The organism is Butyrivibrio proteoclasticus B316, assembly GCF_000145035.1.
GTDB lineage: Bacteria > Bacillota > Clostridia > Lachnospirales > Lachnospiraceae > Butyrivibrio > Butyrivibrio proteoclasticus.
The window spans coordinates 3,289,037-3,308,191 of the sequence record NC_014387.1; the positions used below are offsets into that span (position 1 = coordinate 3,289,037).

At 41.2% G+C, this 19,155-nt stretch carries 23 protein-coding genes and 1 pseudogene; 2 read left to right on the forward strand and 22 right to left on the reverse strand.

Features of this window, described 5'->3' with window-relative positions; translation table 11 throughout:
- Positions 1 to 8: 8 nt before the first annotated feature.
- The 12 genes from BPR_RS21485 to BPR_RS20765 all read right to left on the reverse strand — a co-directional run bounded on the left by BPR_RS21485 (position 9) and on the right by BPR_RS20765 (position 6,873).
- Positions 9 to 143 carry a hypothetical protein gene (locus tag BPR_RS21485; protein ID WP_275450167.1) on the reverse strand — a complete coding sequence of 45 codons (135 nt, stop codon included), beginning with the start codon at positions 141 to 143 and terminating at the stop codon, positions 9 to 11.
- Complete coding sequence (locus BPR_RS13880; RefSeq protein ID WP_013282118.1) at positions 143 to 670, reverse strand: hypothetical protein; 528 nt, start codon at positions 668 to 670, stop codon at positions 143 to 145. Before BPR_RS13880 ends, BPR_RS21485 begins: the two co-directional genes overlap by 1 nt.
- 12 nt (positions 671 to 682) lie before the next feature.
- Positions 683 to 913 carry a tautomerase family protein gene (locus BPR_RS13885; protein WP_013282119.1) on the reverse strand — a complete coding sequence of 77 codons (231 nt, stop codon included), beginning with the start codon at positions 911 to 913 and terminating at the stop codon, positions 683 to 685.
- A gap of 1 nt (position 914) precedes the next feature.
- Complete coding sequence (locus tag BPR_RS13890) at positions 915 to 1,493, reverse strand: HAD family hydrolase (protein ID WP_013282120.1); 579 nt, start codon at positions 1,491 to 1,493, stop codon at positions 915 to 917.
- 77 nt (positions 1,494 to 1,570) lie between these two features.
- Positions 1,571 to 2,119, reverse strand: coding sequence for a GNAT family N-acetyltransferase (locus BPR_RS13895; protein WP_013282121.1), 549 nt, complete (start codon positions 2,117 to 2,119; stop codon positions 1,571 to 1,573).
- Positions 2,120 to 2,221: 102 nt separating this feature from the next.
- A complete protein-coding gene (locus BPR_RS20760; protein ID WP_207636475.1) occupies positions 2,222 to 2,407 on the reverse strand; it encodes a hypothetical protein in 186 nt (61 codons plus the stop codon).
- Positions 2,408 to 3,256: 849 nt separating this feature from the next.
- Entirely contained in the window at positions 3,257 to 3,601 is a 345-nt protein-coding gene (locus BPR_RS13900; RefSeq protein ID WP_013282122.1) for a hypothetical protein, read from the reverse strand.
- Positions 3,598 to 3,999, reverse strand: coding sequence for a hypothetical protein (locus BPR_RS13905; RefSeq protein WP_013282123.1), 402 nt, complete (start codon positions 3,997 to 3,999; stop codon positions 3,598 to 3,600). The genes BPR_RS13900 and BPR_RS13905 overlap by 4 nt, the downstream gene beginning before the upstream one ends.
- On the reverse strand, positions 3,989 to 4,711 hold the full coding sequence (locus tag BPR_RS13910) for a DUF4417 domain-containing protein (RefSeq protein ID WP_013282124.1): 723 nt from the start codon (positions 4,709 to 4,711) through the stop codon (positions 3,989 to 3,991). Before BPR_RS13910 ends, BPR_RS13905 begins: the two co-directional genes overlap by 11 nt.
- A 204-nt stretch (positions 4,712 to 4,915) precedes the next feature.
- Positions 4,916 to 5,410 (reverse strand): PIN domain-containing protein, encoded by a 495-nt coding sequence (locus tag BPR_RS13915; RefSeq protein ID WP_013282125.1) that lies wholly within the window; start codon positions 5,408 to 5,410, stop codon positions 4,916 to 4,918.
- Between the two features lie 2 nt (positions 5,411 to 5,412).
- Positions 5,413 to 6,453 carry an XRE family transcriptional regulator gene (locus BPR_RS13920; RefSeq protein ID WP_013282126.1) on the reverse strand — a complete coding sequence of 347 codons (1,041 nt, stop codon included), beginning with the start codon at positions 6,451 to 6,453 and terminating at the stop codon, positions 5,413 to 5,415.
- A 252-nt stretch (positions 6,454 to 6,705) separates the two neighbouring features.
- The gene (locus BPR_RS20765) at positions 6,706 to 6,873 is read right to left on the reverse strand and encodes a hypothetical protein (RefSeq protein WP_207636477.1); all 168 of its coding nucleotides are present in this window, start codon (positions 6,871 to 6,873) and stop codon (positions 6,706 to 6,708) included.
- A 431-nt stretch (positions 6,874 to 7,304) separates the two neighbouring features.
- Here BPR_RS20765 and BPR_RS13925 point away from each other — a divergent pair, with 431 nt between their 5' ends.
- The gene (locus BPR_RS13925; protein ID WP_013282128.1) at positions 7,305 to 8,261 is read left to right on the forward strand and encodes a succinylglutamate desuccinylase/aspartoacylase family protein; all 957 of its coding nucleotides are present in this window, start codon (positions 7,305 to 7,307) and stop codon (positions 8,259 to 8,261) included.
- Positions 8,262 to 8,279: 18 nt separating this feature from the next.
- Here BPR_RS13925 and BPR_RS13930 read toward each other — a convergent pair whose 3' ends face one another.
- Genes BPR_RS13930 through BPR_RS13960 form a run of 7 tightly spaced genes read right to left on the reverse strand, consistent with a single transcriptional unit; the run spans position 8,280 to position 14,652 of the window.
- Positions 8,280 to 9,020, reverse strand: a complete 741-nt coding sequence (locus tag BPR_RS13930; RefSeq protein ID WP_013282129.1) for a DUF4198 domain-containing protein — start codon at positions 9,018 to 9,020, stop codon at positions 8,280 to 8,282.
- Positions 9,021 to 9,040: 20 nt separating this feature from the next.
- Positions 9,041 to 9,802: a class I SAM-dependent methyltransferase gene (locus BPR_RS13935; RefSeq protein WP_013282130.1), complete on the reverse strand. Its 762-nt coding sequence runs from the start codon at positions 9,800 to 9,802 to the stop codon at positions 9,041 to 9,043.
- Between the two features lie 38 nt (positions 9,803 to 9,840).
- On the reverse strand, positions 9,841 to 10,581 hold the full coding sequence (locus BPR_RS13940; RefSeq protein ID WP_013282131.1) for an ABC transporter ATP-binding protein: 741 nt from the start codon (positions 10,579 to 10,581) through the stop codon (positions 9,841 to 9,843).
- 1 nt (position 10,582) lies between these two features.
- A complete protein-coding gene (locus tag BPR_RS13945) occupies positions 10,583 to 11,305 on the reverse strand; it encodes an ATP-binding cassette domain-containing protein (protein ID WP_013282132.1) in 723 nt (240 codons plus the stop codon).
- A 2-nt stretch (positions 11,306 to 11,307) separates the two neighbouring features.
- A complete protein-coding gene (locus BPR_RS13950) occupies positions 11,308 to 12,126 on the reverse strand; it encodes an ABC transporter permease (protein WP_013282133.1) in 819 nt (272 codons plus the stop codon).
- Positions 12,126 to 13,049: an ABC transporter permease gene (locus BPR_RS13955; RefSeq protein ID WP_013282134.1), complete on the reverse strand. Its 924-nt coding sequence runs from the start codon at positions 13,047 to 13,049 to the stop codon at positions 12,126 to 12,128. Before BPR_RS13955 ends, BPR_RS13950 begins: the two co-directional genes overlap by 1 nt.
- Positions 13,042 to 14,652: an ABC transporter substrate-binding protein gene (locus BPR_RS13960; protein ID WP_013282135.1), complete on the reverse strand. Its 1,611-nt coding sequence runs from the start codon at positions 14,650 to 14,652 to the stop codon at positions 13,042 to 13,044. The genes BPR_RS13955 and BPR_RS13960 overlap by 8 nt, the downstream gene beginning before the upstream one ends.
- A gap of 180 nt (positions 14,653 to 14,832) precedes the next feature.
- On the opposite strand from BPR_RS13960, the gene BPR_RS13965 reads away from it, so the two are divergent.
- Entirely contained in the window at positions 14,833 to 16,020 is a 1,188-nt protein-coding gene (locus BPR_RS13965) for a cation:proton antiporter (RefSeq protein WP_013282136.1), read from the forward strand.
- A gap of 308 nt (positions 16,021 to 16,328) precedes the next feature.
- Here BPR_RS13965 and BPR_RS13970 read toward each other — a convergent pair.
- The 3 genes and pseudogenes from BPR_RS13970 to BPR_RS13980 all read right to left on the reverse strand — a co-directional run.
- A pseudogene (locus BPR_RS13970) lies at positions 16,329 to 17,078 on the reverse strand (radical SAM mobile pair protein B); the annotation flags it as partial.
- A 439-nt stretch (positions 17,079 to 17,517) separates the two neighbouring features.
- Entirely contained in the window at positions 17,518 to 17,985 is a 468-nt protein-coding gene (locus BPR_RS13975) for a hypothetical protein (protein WP_013282139.1), read from the reverse strand.
- Positions 17,969 to 19,132, reverse strand: a complete 1,164-nt coding sequence (locus BPR_RS13980; RefSeq protein WP_013282140.1) for a recombinase family protein — start codon at positions 19,130 to 19,132, stop codon at positions 17,969 to 17,971. The genes BPR_RS13975 and BPR_RS13980 overlap by 17 nt, the downstream gene beginning before the upstream one ends.
- Positions 19,133 to 19,155 lie beyond the last annotated feature (23 nt).

Sequence of the window (19,155 nt, forward strand, 5' to 3'; positions counted from 1 at the left end):
TTAATGTATTACAATAGTTTATCCAACTCACAAAGAAGCCAAAGATGAAACTCATCATCAGCAAGCTTCCCCTGTTCACCGTGAATGCAGGTCTTTCCGATTAGTTTCCTGTCTATCGTGTATACATCCCACAACTCACTCATTAACTTTCTCCATCAAATCTTTTTTTCCAAATATGAACCTCTATATAGCGTTCCGGACCATGGGCACCATCATCATTCCAATTCTGCGGCAAACCATACTTATCGATAATCTTAAGGATTTCATCATAAGTGTATACTTGCCCGCGATATTCCTTACCGTCTTGAACAGCAAATGTCGGCATTGAATCACCATACGTAAAAGAAACATATCGAAGGTCTATCTCTGAAGCAGGAATCTTAATAAAATCCGGCTGCTCATACCATGAATAAAGCCACGGACTATGCTCAACAACAAAATAGTACGGACTATCTATCTCTATGAGTCCTCCTTTAGCTAAAAATGCTTCTTTCAGCTTTGCCTCACATTTCTTTCTCTTATCAACATATGAGTCATCTCTTTTGGCACACATCGAATCAGGTCTCTCAAGACGGATTTGATCCAGCAAAGCCTTTGATTCCTCATCAGGTAATAACGTTATACGCTTGCATGGGCCTGTGCGTTTATCATAGTAATGATACAGATACATGATTTACTTCCTTTAGTCACAATTGTATTCTGGCCTTTTATATAAATACTGATCATCCGGAACAATGCTTTTATCCCATACTTGTTCTTTCCAGCTTTCCTCCGGAATATCTTTGATTGCAACAGAAACGCTCGTAGTCTTGCATCCAAGTGTCTCAGCGATTACTTCCACAACTCTTTCAGCACATTCTTTTTTCTGCTCTTCAGTTCTTCCTGAAAAGCACTTAATTTCAACGTGTGGCATATTACATTTCCTCTTCAAACAACTCCAAGACTGCGCTCAGATCATCCACTTCATAATCCGCCTGCTCACTTTCACTGAGAACCTCCCAGTATTTCCACATGCCTTGTTTTACACGAACTGTCTTCATACCGAGTTTCTTAGCAGGTATTATGTCGTTATCAACCCTATCTCCGATCATCACAGCATTCTCAGGTTTACAATGTGCTCTTGATAAAGCAAGCTCAAATATCCTCCTGTCAGGTTTTTCTAAACCTTCTTCTGCAGAAGCTATAACAAGATCAATAAATCTTAAAACACCATGTTTTTCTAGTCTGGAGGCTGTTCCCGGGTTTTGATTAGCTATAACTCCAATTTTGTATTTCTTACTTAATCTCTCAAGACACTCATAAGACTCCGGGAATAATTCCTCATCTTCACTTCTCCAGCGAGGTCTTTCTATTCCATACTCTTTAATCAGTACGCGCTCACCTTTTTTCTTTTCCTTGTATAGCTGAAGCACCTTATCCTGTATAATTTCAAAAGGCTCATTAACAGCTTCAGCAATTTCATGAAGCCTATGAAAAAAAAGGTTTTTCTTCACTTACCAAAGTTGAGCCAACATCAAAAAAGAGCCACTCAATATTATTAAATTTCATCTTCCAGCATCTCCCATACTCCTTAAAGCTTTTTCATCATCCAATATGCATCCATGTATGATCCGTCTGCATATTTCATATTATCCGGAAATGTCCCATACTTCTTAAAACCCAACTTTTCGTACATGGCAATTGCGTTTTCATTTTCAGCCATGACTTCCAATTCAGCCTGTTCGTATCCAGCTTCCCTGGCAACGTTCAAAACGGTTTGAAGCATCGCCGTTCCAATTCCACAGCCACAGTATTCTTTATAAAGAGCTATTGCCACATCGCATCTATGCCTATATCTTTTATATGGTGCTATGCTCATAAGAGAACAGTTTCCTATATGCTTTCCATCAATCAATGCAATAAGCATTAATTCGCGTTCAGCATCTATTTTTGCCTGCAAGAACTGTTCCTCATTCTCTTTTGTTATCGTGATTTCTTCAGGTTCCCTGATTAGATAAGGAGTTTCTGCGCTAGTTGCTTTCAAATACTTAACCAGATCATCAGCATCCTCCGGTCTGGCATTTCTAAGTATTATTGTTCTCCCAAGCTTATCCCTAATAGATATTTCCCCAAATACCATTTTCCCCTCCTCCAACGATGACATAGTTCTAATATATCAGAAAAAAGAGCCATCTTACAGCAATTATTCTGTCAAATGGCTCCATCTCATCAATTTGTAGATTCATAGTTCTCTTATCTTTTCGATAAGAGAATCACACATACCTTCAATAACAGTTACCGCAAACATACCGGCCATCATTATCATACCTACAACAAGAAAAATGATGATTTCCTGGTATCTATGGCTATAGATACAATAGCCAATTCCGAATCCTATTAAAAGCACCAATGTATTTTTCTGTATCAACCAGCACAAAGCAACGCCAATTACCACATAACAGCACAAATAAAGTGACTAAACATAGCCCAAACACAATTTAGATACAAAATGGAATTTACCGCGCCTTAGAACGAAGCGCACCTCTGCAAAACGCAGAACAATTAGATTCACAAGAAACCGGGTGCCGCAACAGCCAATATGCCAAACAGGCCATGTCTATTGCCGGCGCCCGAAAATAATTGAAAATATATTATCCTACCTGAGAGCTTATATTCCTGTTATTACAAGGAACAACAACTCTGCACAGTCATCTCTTCATACAGGTACTGATGTACAGTCATTATTAGCAGTGCAAACCCGCATAAATACTGAATTTATCACTTCTTAACTAACTTAAGAGTCGGGAACATTTATTCGATACCTCCCCTAATCAAGAATTGGAGCGAACTGGGAGGAATAAGAGCCTGTGAAATCTCTTCAATACTGGTCTTGTAAGACCATAGAAAGGAACAATAGTGTTGTGGCCGGTGTGTCAGACACCTCTGCCTGTGGTCTTCTATTCCGAATACCACTTTTCTGGACTTCCGAGTCCTAATCAATATCTCTTTGATCCAAGGACATCGTGCTCTCAACAGCACATCTCGGAAATGTCATTTATTACTCTCTTATCCTATCACTTTTATATACCTTTGTCACCATCTTTTTTCACGAAAACCTAGTATTTATGCGGGTTTGAAGTGCCCCACAATATCTAGTCCCTGCAGTAGGCTGTTTGCTTTGTTCTGATGTAATAATACCTTTTTGTCAAAAGAAAAAGGAACAGCATTAAGACTGTTCCTCAAATCGTATCAATCATACTATCCCTTTCGATAATATTTACTTTTTAATTGGTGTTCCCTCATCAAGCCATGCTAGCTTACTTTCAACATCCCAAAATGTCTTTCCATCAAAAATATTAGAAGTAAGGAAATCTCGTTTTATCAACTCAAGATCAGAGCCCCTTAACTCTAATACCCTTTCCCATGACAAGGTGTCATCCTCATTCATTATTGAATGGTAATATTTATTATCTTCATTTTGGGCTTCCCACTTATCTACAAAAAATGTGATTTCATCATGCTCCGTTTGAGCCTCAAACCAATAAATAAAACCATTGTAGAAAAGTGTTGCTTCTGAAAACCAGCCTGTATCTAAGAATTGCTCCAAATTACCATTGATCATAATCCATACCTCCTCAAATACTTCTTGTATTCATTGTAGATATCGCTGTTTTCAGTTTCTGATATTCTACCACCCATTATGCGCTCCAGATTTGACTTGAAAGTATGATAGTGCAAAACGTAGGTGTGACGATTACCTGTCAGTTTCTGCTCAGGATGATAACCTATTTCAATCAAAGGCTTTCCATCAGAACCATATACTCTCATTTCACGAAAGCTTCCATCCGGATTTTCTTTTATATATTTACTGTTAGGGCTATGAGCGTAATCTGGAAGACCATGATATTTCGTTGAGCTTCCCACCAAAACTTTTGCATCATAAACCTGCTTTGAAGGCACATCCACATACTCATCTGTGGTCACATGCCCATTTTGAATCACAGCTCCTCTAGATGACATCAGCTACACCTCCCATCGCATAAGACATATCCCAGTTAAACAACTTAGGCTGCCACCAATCCTGCTTTCTATCCCAAGAACCAAAACTATCTTCATATGGAATGTAGCAAATATCCGAGTCCATACCTTCAATAAAATCTCCTGCACAAATAAGCTGCGTATTTGGAAATCTTCTTCGAAGTTCATGATATCCTTCAATAAATCCAGCGTAACTGATATCATTATTAGCACCAATAGTGGAAATAATAAATACTCCTCCATCTCTTAGCCCTGCAAAAGTAATATCATAGTACTTAGCGCCTACCCATCCAACTGTTGGAATTACCTTCTTCCCATGCGTCTGAAGAAATGCTCCCATCCATCTGTTATTGTATGTAGCATCCAAGATTTCTTTAAATCCCATTTTGCTGTCCATACTAAAGTCAGATGAACTAGCAGCGTAATATGGACCAACCTTTTCCAAGAATCTGAACGGATTGTTGTAATCACGCATAAGCACGTCATCATAACAGAAATTATGAACTATCTTCTCGCTCTGATGCTTATCGTTTTTCGAGCAATTCTTAACATTCACCAGCCACTTGCCATTATTGAGATTTGAGACATCAATATCATCGACCTCGATAAACGGAATATCATAGATATCCCTGGCCACATAATACGGTAGTGGTCTCATGATTTTTACGTAGTCTTTATTCTTATAAACCGGCATAAAAATCTCCTTTCTGCACTATGGCAATCAATCTTCAGTTCCAAATTCGATTGCGCTCTCAGAAAGGATATGCTAAGATAATCTAATGACAAGTAGGATAATGCTTAGCATGTCCTTATGAGAGAACGTATAGTTGTCTGATTCCAACATTCAACTATACGTTTTTTCTTTGTTTACAAACATTCAACGTAACCACCTCCTCTTTTATTTCAGAGTTTCAAGTCTCTTCTTCATCTCTTCCGTAGGAAGACGTCTCTCCGCGTGTTCCAATAATTGTTCGAGACAATACTTGTACTCTGTTGAATTTATATAATTTCCTTCATATAACGTATCCAAAATTCCAATTGTACCGATTACTTCAACCCCCTCTTTGATGGCCGCCTTTCTAAGGGCATTATCTCCAGTCAACAATGGTATTCCTCGGTGCTTGGCAATAGCCAATGCAGTGCTATCATATTTGGATATCTTTACATATTTTGCTACACATTCAGCTGCATAAAAGAATTCTTCTGTAGTAAGCTCTACTGCCACAAGTCCTTTCTTTCTCAAATCCTCCAGTAAATCTGGCGGTGAAACAACTTCTTCCTCAAGAGCTTCCTTATACATGACGTAAGTACAAGGCAAAAGGAATGGCAAGTCTGTACGTGATATAGTTTCAAAATCCAACCAAATGTTGGTATCACTACTAATGTACTTCAAGTCTATACCTCCATAAGGCCACAATATTTTTCTACATCACTATATGGCATCTGCAAAAGCTCTGCTCCACGCTGTATGCTGACTCCTTCTTCATTTACAGCTCTATAGACAAGCTGCTTGAAAAGTAATGGTTCTTCAAGTTTCTTAACACGCTGAGGCTCATGCTTATTCCAATGTGCTTTATTTGCTTTAATATAAAACTCTTTTTCCAAAGAATTTGACATTATCTTTACTTGGGCTGCACGCTTGACTAAAAGATACATTGAAATGCCATATTCCTCGCAGACCAAAATCATATCTCTTGTAAGTCTGGTTTTTTTTAACCCAAGTTCTCGAAACAAATCTGCATCAGTTATTAAAAATGCTCCTGCTATCTGTGTTGCTAGAAGCTCGTTTTCCTTCTCTTTGCTTTCATCCCAGATAAACATAAGATGTGCCAGCTCATGGATAATAGTTGTCCTCTTACGCTCGGGATTCATATTCTTGTTGATAACAATGAATGGATATCCATTAACGAATCCATTCATTCCGGAAAAATGGTCATCGTCTATATCCAACTCGAATACTATAATTCCTTTGTTTTCAAGAATACCTATTAATTCATCGATAGGTCCTTCTTTTGGAAGACCTAGATGCTCTCGTAAATTCAAAGCATCCTGCTGATAAGAACCAGACAACTCTAGTGTATAGCATTTTGGTGGAGTAGGCAGAGGATCTCCACATAGACAATCCAAAGCATCAAAAAATCTGCTAAAGTATTCTTCAACTGACTCCCTTATGAACTCCTGCTGTGTTTTTGTAAGTGTTGAATGCTTTCTAAACTCACAATGTTTAATTTCCAAATGCGAATTGCGTGAAGCAAGAAAATCAACGACCTTTATTCCAAGTACTTCAGCCATCTTGTTGATAATCTCTATCTCTGGCTGTCTCTTGCCTGATTCGTAGTTTGAGATAGCCATAGATGTTACGCCAACAGCATCTGCCAAATCTTTCATACTCATGTTCTTTTTCAAACGATAATATTTAAGATTTTTCTCAAACATATAATCTACCACCTTCCTTCATACGTTTATTTTATCATTTTTTTTTCCAAATATAAACAGCATATGTGTTCTAAACAAAAAGGAACAGCCTTCAAGCCACTCCTAATGGTATTCTATGAAATTGTATTACATTTGATGATTCGTGCTGCTTTGCTACATTTACAGAGGCCAGAAAGATATCTTCACATATCATCATCTTCCAACACATCAAGCAGCATCTGCTCATCACCTACAAACATGTGAGAGTAATGTTTAAGTATAGTTGCCTCGTACAATACAGCAGATATCCTTGCAGCTGGCTCCGTCATTATCCGCAATGACATCTGCAACTATCATTCTCTGTCTGGTTATTCTCATACCGCTCTCTTTTAAAGCCTCAACAATCTGCTCATTATTCATCATGCCATCACTTCCAGCCAAACATTATTTTGTTAGTTTTAGCTAACCCATTTTCAAAAGAAAAGCCCGCACTAACCGGGTGTTTTTAATAGATATTTAATATCATGAAAATAATTATCAGCTATCTCAAATGTTAGCATACGCTAACTCCATTTTCAATAGTACTGCAGTATTTTTTCTGTCTCATCTCCTATTCTTATTCAGCAGGATCTATTGCCCCACTCATCAAGGAACTTCAATAAAAGCACATGCGCAGTTCTGTTAAAATCAATAAATATCTGTATCGGTTATTTATCCTTATCAAACGTGAGAAATCTTATCAACGATAAGCCTTGAAGTGGTACTGATGTTTATGGTTTTTTGTGTACGCGGGAGCTATGTAACCCCCCAGGGGGCTTGAAAGTCCCGGTCCTAACATGATAACCTTGGCTCTGAAGTGAGGTTTAAAAACTATGGAGAAAATAAATATAGCCGGACACGAACTTACCTCCGGCAAGACGATAAAAGATCATATACATGTCGGCGGAACTGAGATACACATTCCCCACATCATCATCTGCGGAGAAAAGCCGGGCAAAACCGTACTAGTTACAGCAGGTATCCATAATGCGGAATATGTCGGCATTCAGGCAGCTATTGAGCTCTCTAATGAGATTTCTCCCAAAGACCTTTCAGGAAATCTTATCATCATCCCATTAGCCAACAGGTCAGGTTTTGAAAACAGAACCATGTCCCTTGTTTATGAGGATGGCAAGAATCTCAACAGGGTCTTCCCGGGAGACAAGGATGGTTCAGCCGCGGATCGCCTGGCAAACCTTCTGTTTGATGTTTTTATCAAAAACGCTGATGCTTACATTGACCTGCATAGCGGAGACGGGTACGAGACTCTTATCCCCTACGCATACTACGTGGGAGCTTCTCCTGCCAGCGATATTGCAAAAAAGATGGTAGACTGCGTCAACGCCTCCTACTGCGTAAAGAGTACCTGTACCACCGAAGGCGCCTACAACACAGCATCCATGGCCGGAATCCCCAGTGTTCTCATAGAGCGCGGTCAGTTAAGCCTGCTTCCAAAGGATGAGGTACAGGCAGACAAAGAGGATGTGCTGAACATTTTGAAATTCCTTGGTCTTATTGAAGGAGAGTACAAGACATATCCTAAGACAGAACTCAGAGAATTCAGTGATGACGCCCCATTCACCGGCTGCTGGTATCCGGAGAAAAAGGTGGGAGAGAGATTTTCAAAAGGTGATAAATTTGGTGAGATAAGGGATTACTTTGGAAGACCCCTTCACACAGCCATTGCCGATACTGACGGAGTTCTAATCCACCAGTGCTCATCTCTTAGCATAATCAAGAATGGTCCCATGGTGACCTACGGAGTAATACAAAAACAGGATGCATGTTAAACGCATCCTGTTTTTGTATTACCTTTTAACGTATGTGAATGTTGAAGCTATCTCTTTGCTGTCATAGATTCCGGGAATTCCTTCCGCCAGCGGAGTTCTTGTAACGGCCATATACACACCCTTTTTCTCCACTGAGAAGAATATCCTGCCTTCCTCATCTGTGTTCAGGATTCTCTCAAAATACTCTTTTCCATCATAGAACACAACAACTACCGTGGATCCCTTAAGCGGGAATTTGTCGTGAATAAGCTTTAAATGAAGCACATCGGTGTCTGCTTCCCAGGGATCGGGAACGAAGCTTACTCTGGACTCATGGATAAATTCGGGAGTCCCCTTCTTATCTCCAACAGTTATGTTTGTCACATATATCTGAGGATAGTTCTTGGCATCAAGAATATCAGGATATGTCCTTCTGTCGCCCTCATAATACACGTCTTTTTCATCTCTTACATAATTGTTGTCATAGATACACATAAGGGTATAAATGCCCTCAGAAACCGGCGTAAAGCGAAGCTCATAATAGTCTCCCAGCTCATCGCCCGGGCCCTTTACCGGTGTTATTGCTATTCTGTTTCCTTTTTCATCTGTGGCAAAAGCTCTTATCTCATCAAGGCGAAAGAATCCGTCCGGTCTCATGTGATGTCCCCACCTCATTATTCCGCAGACTTCTTCCCCCGGCTCATATACACTCTTGTCAGTGATTATCCAGGCTTCGTGGCCATATACCATCATATCTGTAGTATCAATTCCTCTTCTCATCTCAAACTCCATTCATATTATTAGACTAATGCTTTCTGCGCCTTTACCAGAAACATCCTGTCAGGCATATAAAACTGGTCTTTCTCGCTATAGAGTCTATCTCCCGCCCCAAGATCAGTAACTATATTTTCATAACCGATTTTTTCTAGTGCAGCTTTATCCCACTCCGGTCTGTCCAAAGTGCTGATAGATAACATGTGATAAATATCGTGGCACTCCTCTACCATGGCGTCGGTCACATTTTTGTGGGCAAGGTTCTGCATCTGATCATAGTGATGAAATCCCTTTGCATACTCCGCATCATACACAAGCAGCATTCCTCCCGGCTTTAACACTCTGTGCCACTCCATGTAGGCTTCCACCGGATGCGGAAGTGTCCAGACAAGATTTCTATTTATCACCAGGTCAAAAGAGCTATCGGCAAAATCCAGTTTTTCTGCGTCCATAACCATAAGGCGCGCCTTTGCTCCATGGCGCGAAAGCAGCTCTTTTCCCCTCTCTATCATCTCAGGCGTAAGATCCACCCCGGTCACGTCAAAATCGAAATCCGACAACACCATTTCGAAAAAGCCGGCTCCGCATCCAACGTCCAGAACAGACAACTTATCATCAGCTGAAAAATGCCTTAAAAACTCCGCCTGCCACAGCTGTTTTTTCCTGCTGTGTATCTCCTCGTGTTTGTGCTCACTAAAGCTCTCCGCTCTCTTGGACCAGTAGGTCACAACTTTATCTTTGATATCTTCAGCTTCCTCCTCAAAAGGAATCTGCATAAGTTTAGTCATATTACTACGTATACCTCAATTATTTTTCTAAAAGTTTGTTACTCAATAAGATTATCAAGCAGTTCTTTCGTGTACTCATGTTGTGGATTTCCAAGAACTTTACCGGTCTCTCCCTCTTCCACACACTCGCCGTTTTTCATTACCATTATCCTGTCGCACAGCATGCTCACCAGAGCAATGTCATGGGAGACAAATATGATCGACACCCCTTCTTTTTCCCTCAGCTGCTGCAAAAGAGCTACTACCTGGGCCTGAGTTGTAACATCCAGCGCACTTGTTGCCTCGTCGCACAAAAGAATCCCGGCATCAGAACACAGCGCCCTTGCAATTGACATTCGCTGGCACTGTCCTCCGGACATGCTTCCTGCCTTTTTCTCCAAAAGACTCTCATCAAGCCCAACGGCCTCAAGGATTCGTGACAGTTTTTCATGGCCACAGCCCTTTGCAGCTTCCACAACGGCTTTTTTCATCTTCATTCTTGGGTCAAAAGACATCTGGGCATCCTGAAATATCATCTGCAGAAAAGTTCCGGCAAAGGCCGGCGACTTACCAGTATACTCTGTTCCCTTATAATAAAGATTTCCACTGTCAGGCTTTTCCAGGCAGCTGACATGACGAAGAAGGGTGCTCTTTCCGCTTCCGCTCTCGCCGACGATTCCAAGGATCTCTCCATTTTTCAGGAAGAAACTCACATCCTTTAAAGCCTGCAATTTTTTGCCTTTATCAACGTAACTTTTATTTAGATTTTTTCCTTCTAAAATTATATCTGAATCCGGCATATCAGCTCACCTTCAGTCTTGGTACGGCCTTCAAGAGATTCTTTGTGTACTCGTTTTGTGGATTCTCCAGGATCTCTTTTGCAGGGCCATACTCAAGCATCCTGCCACTTTTCATGATTCCAATGTAATCAGCCATTTTAGATGCAATACCCAAATGGTGGGTAACCATCAAAATAGTAGTACCCTTTAGTTTGTTGATCTCAAGAAGCTGCTCCACAACCATCCCTGCAGTCTTAACATCCAGGGCGCTTGTAACTTCATCGCATAATAAAATCCCCGGCTCCAAGAGCATTGTTGTGGCAATGGCCATACGCTGGTTCATGCCTCCTGACAGCTCATAAGGCCTTGATGCAAGTGCTCTTTTAGCATCATTAAGTCCAAGGATCCGGAGCGTCTTCTCAACTTCATCTATTTTAAAATCAATGTTATTGCTCTTTAGCGCCTCCATGATCTGTGCCTTGTAAGTCCTTATGGGATTAAAAGATCCCCCGGGATTCTGAGGCACAACGCCAAGCAAAATGTCTTTGGGAATCTCTATACTTCCGCATGTTTTGATCACGCCTCCAAAGCCATGAATAGCCTTAAGAAGCGTAGATTTGCCGCTTCCGCTCTCACCGACGATACAGACTCTTTTACCTGCTTCCACTTCAAAAGAGATATCATTTATAACACTCTCATCACCATAGCCGGCAGAGAGATTGTTTATCCTAAGTATTGTATCCATGCTTAATCCTCATCTCTATATTCCATGACGCAGTCCCCAAGATAGTTAAATACTATGATGGTGACTATGGTAGCAATTGCCGGATACAGCACAGCCCAGGGAGCTATCTGTATATATGCCCTGGACTCATTGATCATTGACCCCCACTCAGCAGTGGGTGGCACAACTCCAAGCCCCAAAAAAGACAGGCCCGAGATACCTATCATGGTGGTTCCTATCTGTGTAAGGGCATTTGTAAGAAGTGGTGCTATTATATTAGGAAGTATGTGGGCCATCATTATAGCCGGCCCACTCTTTCCTGCCAGTTTTGCAGCTTGCACGTAGGGGCAATTCTTTATGGCAAAAGTATGACTCCGTGCAAGTCTGGCAAACCCGGTCCACATAGTTATTCCCAGCGCGATCATGGCACTTGAAAGTCCTCCTCCAAGAATGCCCGCAACCGCGATGGCTACTACCATCTGAGGAAATGCCAGCATAATATCGGCAATCCTCATCGTAATTTCATCCAGTATCCCGCCATAGTATCCGCTAAGGACTCCAATAAAGCTTCCAAGAATGAATGAAATCGCAACCAATACAAATGTAGCTGCTATAGTTGTCCTTGCTCCATATAAAACCCTTGATAACACGCATCTTCCAAGGTTATCTGTTCCAAACAGGAATTCCCCCGACGGGGCTGACCTTATTGCTGACGCGCTTGTAGCATATGGGTCATTTGGTGCAATTACATTTGCGAAAAGAGCTATAAGCACCAAAAGCAACGCAACACCTGCAGATACAATTACTTTTATTCTGTTAATCTTTTTCCGTTTATGGTTCATTAAAAAGACCTCGGATCCAAAAGCCTGTAGGTAATATCAACTATCAGATTTATAACAACATAGATTGTTCCCATAACAAGCACAAAGCCCATGATCACAGGGTAGTCCCTGGCTGTTATGGAATCCATCACAAGTTTGCCGATACCCGGCCATCTGAAAATATTCTCAATAACAACGCTGCCTCCCATCAGGGTTCCGATCTGAAGGCCGATTATTGTAAGTATGTGTCCAAGGCTGTTTCTAAGGACATTGTTGATAAGAATAAATCTGCCCTTTACCTTTCTGGACTTCATTCCCAAAACATACTCTTCTCCAAGCTGATCCAGGAGTTCGCTCCTAATCTGTCTTGTAAACCTTCCTGCCATGGGTATTGCCAGAGAAAGTGCAGGCAGCATAAGTCCTTTGATGCTTCCATCTGCAATTACAGGAAAGACCTTGATATGTATGCAAAACAGATACATCAAAAGTACTGAAATAAGGAAATTCGGAAGGGAATTACCTATAAATGAAAAGAGCCTGACTATATGGTCTACCAATTTCCCTTTTTTGACCGCTGACCATATTCCCAGTGGAAAAGAGATTATAAGCGCCAAAAGCAGACTGGTTAAAGCCAGTCCACATGTGTTCTTAAGCCCTTTTATCAGTTTTGGCGCAACAGGAAGATCATCCTTAAAGGAAACTCCAAAATCTCCTCTAAGAACATTCGAAAGCCACTCCGCGTACCTAACGATAAAGGGGCGGAGGAGGCCAAGCCTCTCCCGCTCCGCTTGCAGTATTTCTTTTGTGACCACCACACCCTGGGAGGTGAGTCTCTTTTCCGCAGGGTCACCGGGAGCCAGATACATTATGCCAAACACAAGAAAGCTCAGCACTAAAAGTATCAGGGCAAGTCCCAGGATCCTTTTAAGTATTTGTTTAGCCATTAATGTCAGTCTCTGCGTCTACTCCATAGAAATCGAAAGGAACATACTCTGCAAATCCGCTTACGCCCTTACGAAGAACTGTAGTGTTATTGAAAAGTCCAACATATCCAAATGCATTGTCATCTATAGCAATCTGAACGATCTTGTTGGCAAGCTCTGCTCTCTTTGCAGTATCTGTCTCAGTTCTGAGCTGCTCAATCATGCTCTGGCATTCAGCACTCTCAAATCCACCTACATTGTAGTAAGCTCCGTCTGCAAGAGTTGAGTCGATGAAATAAAGAGGATCACCTGACTTATCAGCGATCATGCAGTAAAGAGCAAGATCAAAGTCTGCGTTAGCAATGTAAGTAGCATCAGGATCTTCCTCAACTCTAAGTGTTGAATCAATACCAACAGCCTTAAGCTGCTCCTGGATCAGGATTGCAAGAGTATCAAGAGATCTTGCTGCATAGTATGCAATGCTGATGCTGAGCTTATTACCATCCTTCTCGTAGATGCCGTCAGCTCCAAGTGTGTAACCATCGGCCTCCAAAAGCTCTTTTGCCTTGGCTGTATCTACTGCAGGAACACTCACCTTGCCATAAGCAGCTGATGCCACAAATGGTCCAACTGCTGCAGATACTGTACCTGAAAGGTACTCTGCAATCTTGTCCTTATCAACAGTGAGATTGATTGCTTCTCTCACAGAATCATCAAGTGTATTCTCATTGAGAATGTAGAACTGAAGACGTGCACCTGGAATTGAAACTACATCGTACAGATCAGGGCTCTGGTTATAAACCTCAAGAGCTGCTGATGAAACGCTGTTGTAGCAGTCGATCTCGCCGCTCTGCATAGCAAGGAGCTTGGGATCATCCTCCTGCATGTAGTAGAATACAGCGCCGTCAAGCTTGACATCACCGCCCCAGTAGTTTTCGTTCTTAGTTACTGTCACGTCACCCTCAGGGATAAACTCTGTAACAACAAACGGTCCTGTGCACACAGGTGCGTTGTCAAAATCTGTTGTTGCATCAAGATCTATCATTCCGCACTCAGGGCTTGCAAGGTCGTTCTTAAGAGTAGGATAAACTTCCTTAGTATCGATAACGATTGTCTTGTCATCTGTAGCAGTCATCTCAAAATCGCCGAGATAATCAAATCTGCTGTTCTCTGCAGCAAGACGCTGAAGGTTTCTGATTACCATATCAGCTGTAAGAGGGTTTCCGTTTGAGAACTGAACTCCATCATTAAGCGTAATTGTCCATATGCTGCCATCAGCAACTGCGTCCTTAGCAAGACATGGAGCTGCGCTCATGGTCTCGTCGAGCTTAAACAGTGCCTCTGAAACTCCATAAATTGATGTGTACCATCCATAGTATTCCTTGTGTACATCAAGACTTGGATAAGCAAAAGATGCTGCAGTGTGAAGAATCTTTTCACCTGTAGCTGTAGACTGACTTGCGTCAGCTGTCTGATCATCAGATGTTGTCGCCTGTGTTTCAGTAGTTGTCTCAGTTTCTGCTGCCCCAGTTTCTGTTGTCTGTGTGTCTGCACCTGAACCACAAGCTACCATTGATAATGTCATGGTTGCAGCAAGAAGCGCTGCTAGAAATTTTTTCTTCATAATATAGTATCCTCCATTGTGTCTGAATCACCTCACACAATGGAAAGGATAGCATTGTAAAATCCGCCCCACAAGCCCCCTGGGGGGTTATTACTACGTTGGTTATAGTTTTTTAACTTGATTTTGAGACGAAAAAGCATCATACTCATTTCTTAGCGTTATTAACTAGGAGGTATATATATGGATACAATTCAGATACTCAGAGATCTTTTTATCATAATCGTCATGGCAAAGTTATTCGGACTGATAGCCAGAAGACTTCATGCGCCACAGGTTGCCGGTGAGATCATCGCAGGTCTTCTCATAGGTCCAACACTGCTTAATCTTGTTAATCCCAGTGATTTCCTGTCGGGCATGGCCGAAATCGGTGTGATTCTTCTGATGTTCAGCGCCGGACTGGAAACAGATATCGACAAACTCAAAAAATCCGGCCTGAAGGCAACAATCCTTGCATGCACAGGTGTTGGAGTTCCGCTTGTTCTTGGAACGCTCCTGTACATGGCCTTCTATGGCTTTGCAGCTCCCGGATCAACCGAGTTCATAAAAGCACTCTTTATAGGAACTATTCTTACAGCTACTTCCGTGAGCATAACAGTTCAGGTTCTAAAGGAACTTGGAAAGATTTCCACAGAAGTGGGAACAACAATTATGAGCGCCGCAATCATCGATGACGTAATAGGAATCGTGGTTCTTACAGCTGTTCTTGGTCTGAAAGATCCAAATGCCAATCTTGCAGCTGTTTGCTTAAAGACCGTAGCCTTCTTTGCGCTTTCGGTTGTTGTGGGAATTATCATCTTTAAGATAATGTCAAAAGCAGAAGCGAAATGGCCTCATACCAGAAGAATCCCGATCATGGGTCTGGCACTTGCCTTTGCAATGTCTTATGTTGCCGATAAGTACTTTGGAGTAGCTGATATCACCGGTGCCTATGTTGCAGGTATTATTCTCAGCTCTCTGGACAACTCCGAGTATATAGACAGAAAGATGGACATAAATTCATATATGTTATTCGGCCCCGTATTCTTTGCAAGTGTAGGCATTCAGACAAACCTAAGGTCTGTCGACATGACAATCCTTGCATTCTCGGCAGCATTTGTTGTCGTTGGACTCCTCGGAAAGGTTGTAGGCTGTGGCATCGTTGCAAAGCTCCTTAAGTACAACACCTCTGACTCGTTAAAGATTGGTGTGGGTATGATGACCAGAGGCGAAGTTGCACTTATCGTAGCTCAAAGAGGTTTAAAAGCTGATATCGTTGACAGCAGATACTTTACCGCAGTAATCCTGTTGATAATATTAAGCTCAATTCTGACACCTATAATATTGAAGGCTATATATGCCTCAGATGACAAAGCTAATTCTCCTGCCTGAGTTAATCGACTGTAGAACTGATATTGTACTAAAATAAAAAGGTCCGCTTTCTATTAAGAAAACGGGCCGTTTAATTTCAGTTTTAACAAGCAATGCTAAAAGCATCCCCACACATCATATCTTTTATCATACTGGCAAATATCTACATCCATATCAGCAATCTCATCAGCATACAGCCGAATAAGATCACTAAGGGTCCTACGAAAAGCCATATTACTTGTCCTTACCTTCAATCCAATAATTTACCAAATGCAAAATGGTATTTATTGTAATGCTATCGAATCTTTAAATTCCGGTTTATTCTTCCATCAAGGATTATGTATTACATTTCTCTTTCCACTATTGGCAGTTCCTCTTACTTCTTCGTGGTAAAAGTAATCTACGATTGTTGGATGTCCTTTCTCTACTCTCTCATACGGAGTTTCATTATCAACAAACCTGCAATCATACTTTTTAGCCAGCTCTTCTGCTTTCTTTTCCAGCGCTTCAAAATAGCTGCGGTTCTTTTTATTATAGATTTCGTCATACAGCGGCACCAGATCCGGATGTTTATCGGAAATGTATTTCATGATATCTGCCTTAAAACCTCCGCGAAGATTCAGATTCTCAAGCCATACAAGGTCACACTGATCTTTTGTCCTGTCTATGATTGCTTCTATATCCGTAATCCCCGGGAACACGGGTGAAATGAAGCAAATTGTACGAATGCCTGCCGCATATACCTCTTTCATTGCAGCAAGCCTTCTTTCTATGCTTACTGCCGCATCCATATCATCTTTAAACTCTTCATCGAGAGTATTGATTGACCATGATACTGTAAGTCTGCTATTTTCATTGATCTCTTTTAGCAGATCCAGATCTCTTAGTACAAGGTCTGACTTTGTGCAGATAAGTATGTCCGCACCACTGTCCTTTAGTTCTTCCAGAAGTCTTCTTGTATTTTTATATGTTTCCTCTAGCGGATTATAACCATCCGTAACTGTTCCAATGATTACTTTCTGGCCGGCATACTTCTTTGGATTCTTTATTTCAGGCCAGTCTTTCACATCCATGAAAGTTTGTCACTCCATTGCCTGATTGGACGAATATGGACTCCTATGGATTCCCTGTACTTTCTAAGACGCACTATATTACTTGCTTGACTTCAAGGTCGGGAACTGTAGTACGTCCCTAATGCTCAACCTCTGTGTAATCAGCACAACCGCGCCATCCATGCCATATCCGATCACACCTATCTGTGGCAACTTTTAAATTTACTTTAAGCATCTTTTCAAAATAGAGATGTCATTGTTTTAATTTTACATTTGCAATCTTTTAAAACAGAATCTGCATCTCTATCTCAAAATGTTACTTAAGTTGCGACAGAAAGCAGGTTAAGTCATCAAATGGCTCTTTTTAAACGCTTAGCATCTATAATTTGCGTTTTCTAATTTATCTAAATCTATAAAATCAAATCAAAAAGATTCTGTTTCACTTAATAAAAGATTGCTCTTTTTCTCATGAAACATCTCCTTCCGTATTTGTTATTTTCTTATTCATAGTTTTTTTCTTACTCTTTGTTATCTCTTTTCTCGCTTCTGATAGGTCATAAATTATTACGTTTTCTTCTAAGTAATATGTTCCATTGACCTTGAATTGCACTCTCTCATCCTCTTCATGTGAAAAGTCCAGAAATCTTCTCACCATAACCATGGTAGCCGGGTGCTTTATGTTGATTGCATAGTTCTGCTTCTCTTTTAGCTCGCTGAATCTTATGGCCTCTTTGCAATGGCCGTTACATACTTCAACCGCAAGCTTAAATCCGCCGTCACATTCATTGATCAAAAGTCTTACAAACGCAGGAAAATTAAGTTCTGATGCCGTAGCTTTGTTAAATCTCATTGTATCCTGGAACAGTGTAAGTTGTGATTTGCTGGAAATTTCATTAACATTGATTACTTTGAATCCTTCAAGTACTGAGCTCATTTTTAAACTTCTCCTTCTTCTTGTATTTTCCTTCTCCGCGTTCAGATGCTGAAACAAGCCTCTTTTCCGGAAGATCGGTCCAATCCGCTTCTATAGGTACGAAGCCTTTTAAAGCACCTTCTTTTACCGGTTTCAATCTCTTCTGTGGTTTCTTGGGTTTTCTTTTCCTGGCTATAATGTCCTGCGCAAGCTCCCAGTCCTCCCTGGCGATGATCGCAGGATGGTGATCCTTGATGTAATACTGTTCCATCTGTCCTGTATTCTTAACGCTTTTATGGGTAAGATAATCTTCTACAAATGTCTTTTGCATAAGGACATCGCCACAATATTTCTCGTTAAGCAAAATGTTTTTTACCGCGCCTCCGGTGAAGGGGTTGCCTTTAATAGTGACTACGCCCATATCATTGAGGATCCTCGCTGTCTCGGCATAGGATTTGCCTCTTATGCAATTCTCGTAGATAACTTCTACGATTTTGGCCTCTTCAGGAAGTATGTACATAAGACCGTCCTCGCTGGTGTCATAGCCAAGAAGGCACTGCGTCTGGATTTTGAAGGTTCCGTTCTGCATTCGGACCAAAATCCCCCATCTCACATTACTTGAGATAGTGCGGGACTCCTCCTGTGCAAAGGATGCCATTAGCGTCAGCATAAAATCTACATGTTCATCAAGGCTGTTGTATTGGTCCTTTTCGAAGTAGACTCCTACCGGTGTTTTAAGTTTTTTGAGCCGCCTCACAACACTGATAAAATCTAACGTATTCCTGGCAAATCGAGATGATGATTTTGTAATTATCATGTCAATAAGCCCGGCTTCCGCATCAGCAATGATCTTATTAAATTGCTCTCTATGTTTGGTCTGAGTTCCTGTTTTTCCCCAATCCACATAGACTCCTGCATTTACCCAGTCAGGTCTTTGTTCTATAAGCTCGTTGTAGTACTGTTGTTGCGCCTGGATGCTGGTTTCCTGCTGCTCCTGAAGCGTACTGACTCTGCAGTATGCAGCTACTCTTTTGGGTTTAAACTCCTTGTCCCCCGGTTTAGGTTTTTCCTTCTTGGGAATTACTTGCACATTCATCGGCAACGGATTTGTCTTTTTTGCTTTCTCCTTTGGATTCCGTCGCTCTTGTCTGATGGCCATTCCATCCATTTTGTTTGTCCTCCTATACTTTT